Raw genomic sequence first — 11,234 nt, forward strand, 5'->3', positions numbered from 1 at the left:
GTTCCGCTCATCGAAGGCACCATTAAATTGCGAATTTCTTGCTCAGACTTACGGAATTCTGATTGGAAACGCACACGAATATCAAATTTGCGTTCGCCTTCGTACAGTTGACTGGCAGTTTGACCACCAATCGCCATGGCTACTACGGCATCAGCATCGGCTGTTTGTACACCATAGAAGTTCATTTTTTGTTGGTCGAGCTCAATATGCAATTCTGGTTGACCGAGGTTACGAATAATTCCCAAATCCTCGATACCTTTTACATGACGCAAAACCTTTTCTACTTTTTCGGCTTCACCTTCCAAAAAGTCAAAATCGTTACCGTAGATTTTTACGGCAATAGAGCCTTTTACCCCTGATACCGCTTCTTCTACGTTATCCATAATGGGTTGTGAGAAACCAAATACAACTCCTTGGAAAATGCTCAATTTGTTTTCCATTTTCTCAATCAGTTGCGCTTTGGTAAGCTTACTAGCCCATTCTTTTTGAGGGTAAATATCTACGTGAAATTCGACGTTATAAAAACCCGTTGGGTCAGTACCGTCGTTCGGACGACCAGCTTGTGACAACACCTGACGAACCTCAGGGAAGCCTTCAAATACCTTACGAATATCGTTGGCATAGCGCACAGATTCGTCCAAACTGATACTACGAGGCATCGTAGCACGCACATAAATAGAGCCCTCGTTGAGTTGTGGCAAGAATTCTGTACCATGAATTGTCAAAGTCCAAAAACCAACAACAGTAATAATAGCAGTGGTAATGAAAGTAAATTTTTTGTGAGAAAAACAGTAATTAAACAGCTTCATAGAGTACTTCATTACAGCATCTACTAAGAAATTACTTTTCTCTTTCACATTTTTATTCATCAAAATACTCACCATTACTGGCACCAAGGTCAAAGTAAAAATCAATGCACCCAACAAAGCCGAACCTAATGTCCATGCCAATGGGGTAAACATTTTACCTTCTACTTTTTGGAAAGCAAAAATGGGTAAAAGGGCAATCAAGATAATGATTTTTGAGGTAAAAATCGCCTTACCCATACTTGTACCTGTACGCTTGATGATTGACATTTTAGCCAATTTATTAAAGCGCTCCATACCCACATGCTCGGCCTTATGTGCCAATACCACAATCAATCCCTCAACCACTACGACTGTACCATCAATAATAATTCCGAAGTCGACAGCACCTAACGAAAGTAGGTTCACATTCATTCCGAGAAGCTTCAAACAGCAAAAAGCAAACAGCAAAGCCAACGGAATAATCATCGATACAATCAAGGATGCACGCCAGTCCGCCAAGAAAATCAATACGATTAATGTTACCAAAACAATGCCTTCAATAAGGTTGTGAGTAACAGTTTCGATACAAAAATCTAGGAGTGTTTGGCGATTATAAAACGTTTTAATCTTTACTCCATTGGGAAGAATTTTTGAGTTTAATTCCTCTACTTTCAAATTCAGATTTTGAATTACTTCTGAAGGGTTTTCTCCTTTACGCATAACAACGATACCCTCAACAGCATCATTGTCATTACCTCTTCCCACTTGTCCCAAACGAGGTAAAGCCGACTCTGTTACGGTTGCCACAGTTTTTACATAAACAGGTACACCATTGATATTATCGACCAAGATATTTTGAATGTCTTGGATATTTTTCAATAAACCAATACCACGAACTACGTAAGCTTGATTGTTTTTGGTAATCACATCACCTCCAACATTGATATTACTTTTCTCAACCGCCGTAAATACGTCAAGTGGCGTTATTTTATAGTCTTGCAGCAAATTAGGATTTACACTAATTTCATACGTTTTTACTTCACCACCAAAACTTACAATATCTGCCACACCGGGTACTGAGCGCAAATTACGGTCAATTACCCAGTCTTGTAACTCTTTCAAACGTCTTGAAGTCATTCCTTTCCCTTCGAGGGTATAACGGAAGATTTCGCCCGTTGGGCCATACGGTGGCTGTACTTCAGGCTCAACGCCATCGGGAAGTTCTACGCCCATTAAGGCATTGTTTACCTGAATACGAGCGAAGTTATTGTCGACACCATCGTCAAACATCACCACTACAACCGACAAGCCGAATAGCGTTGTAGAACGAACAGTGGTTTTCTTTTGCACCCCGTTCATCGAGATTTCGAGCGGAGCGGTTACAAACTTTTCAATCTCCTCGGCACTACGTCCAGACCATTGAGTAATAATAGTAACCTGAGTATTGGTAACATCAGGAAAGGCGTCGATTGGGGTATTGATAAAACTTGAGATACCTCCAATCACTACTACAGCAGTAAAAAAGAATACTGCAAATTTATATTTGAGCGATAACGCTAATAGCTTTTTCATCCGAATGAGTGATTTATAAGAATACTGTTTTGAACAATTTTTGCATAAGTTGAGTAGTACTTTTCAGTCGAAAAATACTATTCTTTACTACGCGAATTAGTTTACCAAAGCGTTGTACACCAACAATTGGTTTTTGTTCATTACATTTTCACCCTCTTTCAACCCTGAAATCACATAAGTCTTCGTAGAGTTTTGTTTTGCAATCTGGATTTCTCTTACCTCCAAATGCTTAGCATCCTTATAAACAATCACAAAGTTTTTGTTTTGATCAAAAATGACCGCCGATGATGGAATCGCAATACTTCTGTCTGACGAGCTATAACTTACGTCTACCTGAGCAAACATTTCTGGTTTCATCAAAAAGCCAGGATTAGGCATATTAATACGAACCTGTAAAGTACGAGTTTCAGGGTCAAGCGCATTACTCATTTTGTTTACTACCCCTTTCAAAACTTTATCAGGGTACGAAATCAATTTTACTTGTACCTGAGAACCCACATGTACTTTGGCAATATCTGCTTCATACACATTTGCCACTACTTGAATCTGCGATAAGTCTGCGATAGTGAAAAATGCGCCTGTTTCACCTTCGTGGAAGGACATTTTATCAGAAATAGCATTATTTTTTTCGATTACATAACCTGAAATTGGCGCTTTTAGAGTGTAAAACGCATTTTTCACACTATAAATACTAGATACTTCTTTAGCGCGTTTTAATGAACCTTGGGCTTTCAACACATCGTTTTGAGCAAATGTAACGTCTTTTTCAGATGCCAAACCCGCCTTGTACATATCCTTTTGTACTTGCAAATTCTTTTGAGCTGATAACAAATCGGAAGTTGCACCTACGGTTTGGTTTTCAACATCTGCCACCTCTGATGAATGCACAACCGCTAGTGTTTGACCTTTACTTACAAAATCTCCAAGGTTTGCATGGATTTTTTCGATAACGCCATCTACCAAAGGAGATACTTTTACTTGTTTATCTTCGTATGGAACTACTTTGCCTGTCAACTGCAATTGTGTTTGAATAGGCTCTAGCGTAGCTGGTGCCAAGCTCAATTCTTGCTTTAGTCGTTGCGAAAGCTCAAAAGGCTGATCTTCTGCCTTTGATTCGTTATCGGCCTGAGAAGAGCTACAAGCAGTAGCCAAAGTTGAGATTGCAAGAATTGAAAGATACTTTATATGCTTTTTCATTGTGATGTCTGTTTAAATCTTAAAGAACTTTTTTGCCTACTACAAAATTGAGATTTTCAAATGTCTGCATCCTGGTATTTTGAAGCGTATTGATTTGCGTAACGGTTATTTTATACGACTCCAAAAAGTCCATAAACTCCAGTAACGTGATGTTACGCTTTTGGTAGTTTTGTACTACTCCATCAATCAGCTTATCAAAACTCGGCAAATAGTTTTTATCGAGTGTCTTGTATAAACGTTCGGCTTCTTGTGCTTTGAGCAAAGCTTGCAAAACGTCATTGTTAATTTGTACGTCGGTTTGTGCTAAATTTTGTTTGTTGGCTTGAATCGTATTTTCAGCTATCTTAATATTTCCTTGATTTTTGTTAAAAACAGGCAAATCCATCGCAACAGTCAAGCCGTGGTAATTGTTGAGGTAACTACCTGCACGGTCATAGCTATAACCAATGGTCAAATCGGGCGTAGCCATGGCTTTCTGCAAGGCCAAGTCTGCTGAAGCTAATCGTACTGTTGCTTCTTGAATCTTGCGGTCATAACGATTATCCGTGGCACTATTAATTAACTCACTGAGCTGTAAGCCTGCTGCGCTTTTTTGTTCCAAAGCATTATCATCTACGATTGGATGTACCGTTTTGGTAGAAGTATCTGATAAAAGTACCTTGAGTATGGCTTGATTATCAGTAATTTCCAAAATGATATTAGAACGTTCTGTTTCGAGACTTACCAAAAATGACTGTAAACGAATCAATTCTTTTTGTGGAACATTACCTCTGTTTACTTGATCCGAATAAGCACTCAAAAGCTTATTGAGGGTTTCTATTTCTTGTTCGTACGTGGCTAAGGTTTTTTGCAAATAATGGATTGTATAAAAACTAGCATGTAGCTGATACGTCAAACCTCTTACGATTTCAAAAAATTGATAATCCGTAATTTCTGCATTAATCTTAGCAATATTGACTTGCTTGTTGCGCTTACCTGCCAATTGAATCAACTGTTGAATCTGTAGAGTTCTTTCACCAAAAGCCCCAATTGGCGCGTCATTGGCGATAGTCTTCTTGGTATTCAATCCTTGTTCGTAATTGATGTTCGGATTAGGCAATAGTTTTGCCTGAATAATGGCTGCTTTGGATGCTTCGATATTATACTTCTGAGCTAGCAAAGTGAGGTTGTTTTTAACAAACTGCTGTTCGGCTTCGTCAAGATTTAGGCGCAAGGTATCAGAGCTTTGAGACAAAGCTACATTGGCACTACACATCAAGCCGAAAATCCATACCAAATAGGATTTCATAATTTTGAGTCAAGTGATTAAAATGAAACGGACAAAACCTTGTGCATGCCCCCGCATACACATTAAGCAATAGTACAAAACCAACGAATATTGAGTGATTTGCCTTTTTTGTAAAATCCGACGGACTAACACTGTCGATTATTTGGCAAAGCACTTATATTTTGTTAGCATTTTCTTGATATTTATACCAAGAAGGTAGATTATTATATAAACCTACCCTAACTCGCACTATTTCTTGTTATGCTTATCGATTCAGAAACAACGCTGGTCTCTAAAACGAAAGCGTCATACAATCAGCCCGATTTCTGGAAAGAGCATCAAAGTGAACAAAAATGATAAACCTGAGTAGAATGTTAGCAAAATAACGTACGTATAGAATTAATGTAGTTTGATACCACATTACATACTTCTCTTACAATAACACTTTAAACAATGTTACCACCCTCTATCAAGCCGTAATTACCTAAGCAATCTAAGCTTTTTAGACCAATGCAAAATCAATTTGTCAGTATAATGATTATACGGACTTATCCTTGCATTGTTGGCACCTCAAAGGGCTAATGTTGATTTTAAAAAAAGTTTTTAGGGAAATATAATGAGTGAGTTTGTGCTATTCTCAAATTAAATAGACACAATGAAGGATAAATAACTTTTTGGAAAAGGATAAATGAGGTACAAATGGAACATCCGAACGTTGTAAGGTTTGAATAATTGCACGTTCGATACTTGATAAATCAGAAGCAGAAGTTAGCCCGTGAGAACGTCCTGAGCCTTCATCTTTTTCTTCTTGGTTATCAAGTAAAACATTATTTTCAACCTCAAAATGACGACCAAAAGTTCTTTTTTTACTAAACTTTGAAACACTTTTGCTTACCTTGGTATAGCTAACTTTAGTTTTTCCATCATGGGCATAGCCACCCACTGCTATGGTCCATAGCACTAGGGGTAATATCCATTTGAATAAACGAAAAGCTTTCATGATAAGCAAAATTGACTGGTCTTTACTGATTTTAAGCGAAGTTTGTAATAGTTGGTCGTAAAGATACAGATTTGTTTTGATTAATTATTGTTAAAAACTGTTAAAATATGAAAGATATTGTTATGCTCTATTGATTTTATTGGAATAAATACTAAGGTAATTCTTTCTTAGCATAGTTAGACAAATTTTGGCACATTAGTTGTAATTTTAAGCTTATTTTTCAGTAACCATCATAAATTTATAGAATTGCCCGTTGATATAGCATACATTATAGAAAAATAATGCATTTGGAGGCATTTACTTACTTCGTTCATAATCAACCCTAATAAATCATACTTATTCACATGGCTAAAAGATTTCAGGTATTAGATTCATTTTCACACATTAGTAACTCAATTAGTGCTCCTATTCATGCCTTAGTTTCAGTTCAATACCCTCAATTAAGTGGTTTACAAAACTTGCAAGATAGTATTAATGGCATTTTCAAAAAGAAAAGAGCGGTATATGTAGCCCTTTCAGACCAAAAGCTGTATCACATTCACACAGTTGGAACATCCGTAACTTCTACCAAAGAAATTCCTTTCGAACATATCGAATCTATCCATATCGATTCTTCGAGTCAGCATCGTGATTTTAATGCGCCCAAAATTACGCTTGCAGTAAAAAAACAAGGAAAGAAGCCCGAATCACAAGTCCATGAGTTTATACTTTTTCCATCACTATTTTTCCCAAACTTAAAATATTCGGAAAATCACACCGAAATTATGCAGTTTGTACAAATGCGTGAACATTTGTTAGAAAATTTGAAACAGGTAAAAGAGAAGATTGAATCTAAGGTGGAAAACGTTTAGTTTTATATGCAATGTCATCCTGAATTTTTAGGATTTGGATGATGCTCCGGGTTTTTATCAAAAAGTGGTCGAAAAATATTTTTCGACCACTTTTTGATGTTACTATGCTAGATATGACTTGGTTTAAGACGCAATCATTGCGTCTTTACAGCTAGAATACAAATGTTAAAATAATCACTCACTCGCTAAATCACTGGATTAAAGATACCTCCCTTTTTCGATGAATAGCTAGAGAATATTACTCCTTTCTTACAAAAGCGTTGCTCCTTTATTTTGGTAGGGTCCTAATTTGGGGTCATTTGGGTCGAGGTCAGTTACTAAGTAATTAATTTCTGATATATCTGCAATTTTCATCTTCATAACAGAATCGAGCTTTTCGGCAATGGACAATACAGCCACTTTTTTAGAGGCTTTAATCATCGCCTTTTTAACCAACACGGTTTCCCAATCCGAATCTGTAAATCCACCATCTGAATCAATGGCATTGCTCCCCATAATACATAAATCTGCACGCATTTCGGATAAGCGCTGGTGAACCTCACCTCCCACAGCCATCTGACTATAACGTGATAATTGCCCGCCCACCATAATAATATCAACGTTGGGCTTGTCCAGCAACTCTACTGCAGTCAAAGGATTTACGGTCATAAAAGTGATACGAAGCGAATCAGGAATGAGTTTGACCAACTCTCTGATGGTGGTTCCTCCGCCTACTAGCACCAGCATTCCTTCTTTCAATAATCCCAACGCCTTTCTAGCAATCTCCTGTTTGGAGTTGTGCGCATAGGTTTCCTTTACTTGAGAAGAATAATGATAGGCTTTCGACATTGCCCCACCCCGAATTTTAATAACCTCCCCCTCCTCGGCCAACTCATTCAAATCTCTTCGAATGGTATCTTCCGAAACATTCAATACATCTACTAACTCCGTAAAGGTTACACGGGTATGCACATTGATTTCTTTTAAAATCAAATCTTTTCGCTCTTTTTTGAGGAGGTTAACGGACATATTCAAGGAGGATTGTTGGTTATCGTTTGCAAATATAGCAAAAAGACTAAGGCCGTAAATCCTTTTTAGTAGTTACAAAGTATTCAATATTTGCAAAATTTGAAATAAAAACTCATTTTCTAAAAAAACAATAGAATAAAATTGCAACAAATGCAGAATAAATTAAAACAAATAGTAAATTTGTACAAAAAACTGCTGGATAATTTGCAAATTTTGCAAAACAAGCCTATAGCTAAGCAAGCACTCATCAAAACTCGACTCTAATATTTCATACTTACTTAAATGACATTTTCAATAAAAACTATTTTATGGAACAGTTGGTAGAACCATTAACCCCTTCAGAGGCATTTGCAAAATTAGGACTTTCATTACCTCCTGCCCCACTACCATTGGGCGTGTACAAACCATACCTTATCGATGGGAAATACTTATATGTTTCGGGTCATGGGCCTGTGCAGGATGACAAAAGCCTTATTATTGGACGTATCGGTCGTGAGTTAGACATGGAAGAAGGCAAATTGGCGGCTCGTCAAGTGGGTTTGACTATTTTATCAACCATCCAAACACATTTAGGAAGTCTCGACCGTGTGAAGCGAGTAATCAAAGTATTGGGTATGGTCAATTGTGTAGATACTTTCGAAAGACATCCTTATATCATCAATGGTTGTAGTGAATTGTTTGCTCAAGTTTGGGGCGAAGAAAATGGTATTGGTGTGCGTAGTGCAGTAGGTTTTGGTTCATTGCCAGACAATATTCCTGTCGAAATCGAGGCCTTGTTTGAGTTAGAAAGCGAATAATTGTTGAGTTATGAATGGGCGAAGTGTAGTGTTCGAAAGATTTCAAACAATTGCTGATTGGGGATTTCTGATTTCGGAAATATAAAAGGCTACCTTAATTTTTTGTAAAATATGATTCAAAAAATTGGGTTACACTTCCTTTAATCTTCCAGAGCAATATATCCGAAATCAAAAATCAAAAATCCACAATGGATAAAACTGCTTGGTACAACTTACAAGATTTAGATACCTTGGATACCCCCGCTTTGGTGTGGTATCCATCGCGTATCGCTCAAAATATCGATACCTTGGTAACTATGCTACCAGAGGTTAATCGACTTCGTCCGCATATCAAAACGCATAAATGTCAGGAAGTTACGGCATTGATGTTAGCTAAAGGAATTACTAAATTCAAATGTGCTACCATTGCCGAAGCCGAAATGCTTGCCATGAGTCAAGCGCCTGATGTGTTGCTGGCGTATCAGCCTGTGGCTACGAAGTTGCAACGTTTTATAACCCTTATTCAAACTTATACTACTACCCAATTTTCCTGCTTGGTCGATGACTTGTCAGTTGCACAAGCCATCGCCACAGCGGCGATACAGCACGAGATTACGATAAATGTTTATATCGACCTCAACGTCGGAATGAACAGAACAGGCATATTACCCCAAAAAGCCAAAGACCTTATCAATGCATTGCTCGAATTAAAAGGTATTTCGGTAAAAGGACTTCATGCCTACGACGGACATATTCGTGATCAAGATTTAGCATTGAGAACCGAAAATTGTCAGAAAGTTTTTATTCCTGTCTTTGATTTAGTGTCAACTTTTTCCGAAAAAGGAATATCGCTTCAAGTAGTGGCAGGAGGTTCTCCAACGTTTCCAATTCATGCGCAAAATCCACAGGTAGAATGTAGCCCTGGTACTTTTCCGCTTTGGGATAAAGGCTATAAGGATGCTTTTCCAGAACAGGCTTTCGAACCTGCTGCCTTGGTCTTGAGTCGAGTTATTTCTCATCCGAGCACCAACCGAATTTGTATCGATTTAGGACACAAATCTGTCGCTGCCGAAAACGATTTGAACCGAAGAGTACATTTTCTGAATGCTCCCGATGCGCAATTTATCGGGCAAAGTGAAGAGCATTTAGTATTGGAAGTATCAGATATACAAAACTTTCCGATTGGTAAAGTTTTATATGGCATACCAATTCATGTATGCCCAACGGTAGCCCTTTACGAAAGAGCCTATCTTGCAGAAAACCAATCTATTACTAATAAGTACTGGAAAATTATTGCAAGAGATAGAAAAATAAATGTATAAATACAGCCATAAGCTCTAAGCCATAAGCATTAGGCAAGCACGGTATCTTGCTTAATGCATAAAGCCTACGGCATAAAGCTTTATAAGAAATCCATGTTCACTATAGATGCCCATCTCGATCTTAGCATGAATGCTATGGAATGGAATCGAGATTTAAGAAATACCGTATTTGAAATTCGTGAAAGAGAAAAAGGTCTTTTCGATAAGCCCGATCGTGCTAAAGGTACTGTCGCATTTCCTGAATTACGCAAAGGAAATGTAGGTTTGGTTGTTGCTACACAAATCGCACGATATGTTGCGCCCAACAACCCACTCCCAGGCTGGGCATCGCCCGAACAAGCGTGGGCACAAACTCAAGGTCAAATGGCTTGGTATCAAGCTATGGAAGCTTGTGGCGAAATGGTACAAATCAACGATTTGGCTAGCCTAGAAAAACACCTTGCACTTTGGTCGGACACAGCTATTCCAAACGAACAGAAGCCAATTGGCTATATCCTAAGTTTGGAAGGTGCCGACTCTATCGTAACGATTGACCATGTAGCCAAAGCCTACGAATACGGTTTAAGAGCCATCGGACCAGCTCATTATGGTCCTGGGCGTTATGCGCAAGGCACAGATGCCACGGGAGGTTTGGGTCCGCACGGACGCGATTTGCTCAAAGAAATGGAACGACTCAATATCATTCTTGATGCTACGCATTTGTGTGATGATAGTTTTTGGGAAGCATTAGACCATTTTCATGGAAATATTTGGGCGAGCCATAACCTTTGCCGTAGCTTGGTAAATCATAATCGCCAATTTAGCGACGAACAAATCAAAGAACTCATCAATCGTGGAGCTGTAATAGGTGGTGCGTTGGATGCGTGGATGATGGTACCTAATTGGGTAAGAGGTGTATCTACGCCAGAAAACATGAATTGTAATCTGGAAGTAATGCTCGATCACCTCGACCATATTTGTCAAATCGCTGGCAATGCCAACCATATCGGTATTGGTTCAGATTTGGATGGGGCTTTTGGAAAAGAGCAAAGTCCTTATGATTTGGAAACCATCGCCGACCTTCAAAAAATTCCAGATATGCTTCGCAAAAGAGGCTATTCTCAAGAAGATATCGAAAAGGTTATGCACGGTAACTGGTTAAGATTTTTAAGAAATGCTTGGAAATAGCAGGTGCAAGGGGCTTTACCCTTGCATTTTTTTCATACAACAACCATATTGACACATTGCTCCTATGTGCTCCAAAACGCTTCTTTCTATTGTCTTGGCTTTTTTATTTTTGGGAAAAACTTCTGCCCAAAATACTATTTCTATCATTCCAAAACCTGCTGAAATGCAAGTTTCGAAGGGTTACTTTAAGATAGAAAAAAATGTCATTATCAGGTTTCAGAATCCATGGTAAAGCTTATGAAAAAGTAGGTAGTGTAAAAGATTTTCCAGAAAATACCATCAATAC

Annotated in this window: 9 protein-coding genes; 4 read left to right on the forward strand and 5 right to left on the reverse strand. The window is 38.2% G+C overall.

Going from position 1 to position 11,234, the window contains the following annotated elements; all coding sequences use genetic code 11:
* From ACOVQ4_RS14925 to ACOVQ4_RS14940, 4 genes are all read right to left on the reverse strand, one after another.
* On the reverse strand, positions 1-2,360 hold a 2,360-nt coding region (locus ACOVQ4_RS14925; RefSeq protein WP_421821427.1), incomplete at its 3' end, for an efflux RND transporter permease subunit.
* Positions 2,361-2,456: 96 nt separating this feature from the next.
* Positions 2,457-3,557 carry an efflux RND transporter periplasmic adaptor subunit gene (locus ACOVQ4_RS14930; protein WP_421821428.1) on the reverse strand — a complete coding sequence of 367 codons (1,101 nt, stop codon included), beginning with the start codon at positions 3,555-3,557 and terminating at the stop codon, positions 2,457-2,459.
* A gap of 19 nt (positions 3,558-3,576) precedes the next feature.
* Positions 3,577-4,845, reverse strand: coding sequence for a TolC family protein (locus ACOVQ4_RS14935; RefSeq protein ID WP_421821429.1), 1,269 nt, complete (start codon positions 4,843-4,845; stop codon positions 3,577-3,579).
* Between the two features lie 616 nt (positions 4,846-5,461).
* The gene (locus tag ACOVQ4_RS14940) at positions 5,462-5,824 is read right to left on the reverse strand and encodes a hypothetical protein (RefSeq protein WP_421821430.1); all 363 of its coding nucleotides are present in this window, start codon (positions 5,822-5,824) and stop codon (positions 5,462-5,464) included.
* Between the two features lie 344 nt (positions 5,825-6,168).
* Between ACOVQ4_RS14940 and ACOVQ4_RS14945 the strand changes: the two genes are divergently transcribed.
* Complete coding sequence (locus ACOVQ4_RS14945; protein ID WP_421821431.1) at positions 6,169-6,675, forward strand: hypothetical protein; 507 nt, start codon at positions 6,169-6,171, stop codon at positions 6,673-6,675.
* A gap of 249 nt (positions 6,676-6,924) precedes the next feature.
* On the opposite strand, the gene ACOVQ4_RS14950 is transcribed toward ACOVQ4_RS14945, so the two are convergent.
* Positions 6,925-7,683 carry a DeoR/GlpR family DNA-binding transcription regulator gene (locus ACOVQ4_RS14950; protein ID WP_421821432.1) on the reverse strand — a complete coding sequence of 253 codons (759 nt, stop codon included), beginning with the start codon at positions 7,681-7,683 and terminating at the stop codon, positions 6,925-6,927.
* 308 nt (positions 7,684-7,991) lie between these two features.
* Here ACOVQ4_RS14950 and ACOVQ4_RS14955 point away from each other — a divergent pair, with 308 nt between their 5' ends.
* The 3 genes from ACOVQ4_RS14955 to ACOVQ4_RS14965 all read left to right on the forward strand — a co-directional run bounded on the left by ACOVQ4_RS14955 (position 7,992) and on the right by ACOVQ4_RS14965 (position 10,948).
* On the forward strand, positions 7,992-8,480 hold the full coding sequence (locus ACOVQ4_RS14955; protein WP_421821433.1) for a RidA family protein: 489 nt from the start codon (positions 7,992-7,994) through the stop codon (positions 8,478-8,480).
* Between the two features lie 188 nt (positions 8,481-8,668).
* Positions 8,669-9,781 (forward strand): D-TA family PLP-dependent enzyme, encoded by a 1,113-nt coding sequence (locus tag ACOVQ4_RS14960; RefSeq protein ID WP_421821434.1) that lies wholly within the window; start codon positions 8,669-8,671, stop codon positions 9,779-9,781.
* Positions 9,782-9,874: 93 nt separating this feature from the next.
* Positions 9,875-10,948 carry a dipeptidase gene (locus tag ACOVQ4_RS14965; protein ID WP_421821435.1) on the forward strand — a complete coding sequence of 358 codons (1,074 nt, stop codon included), beginning with the start codon at positions 9,875-9,877 and terminating at the stop codon, positions 10,946-10,948.
* The last annotated feature ends 286 nt before the right edge of the window (positions 10,949-11,234 follow it).

Origin of the sequence: Flectobacillus sp., from assembly GCF_049240685.1 — a bacterium.
In the GTDB taxonomy this organism is placed as follows: Bacteria; Bacteroidota; Bacteroidia; order Cytophagales; family Spirosomataceae; genus Flectobacillus.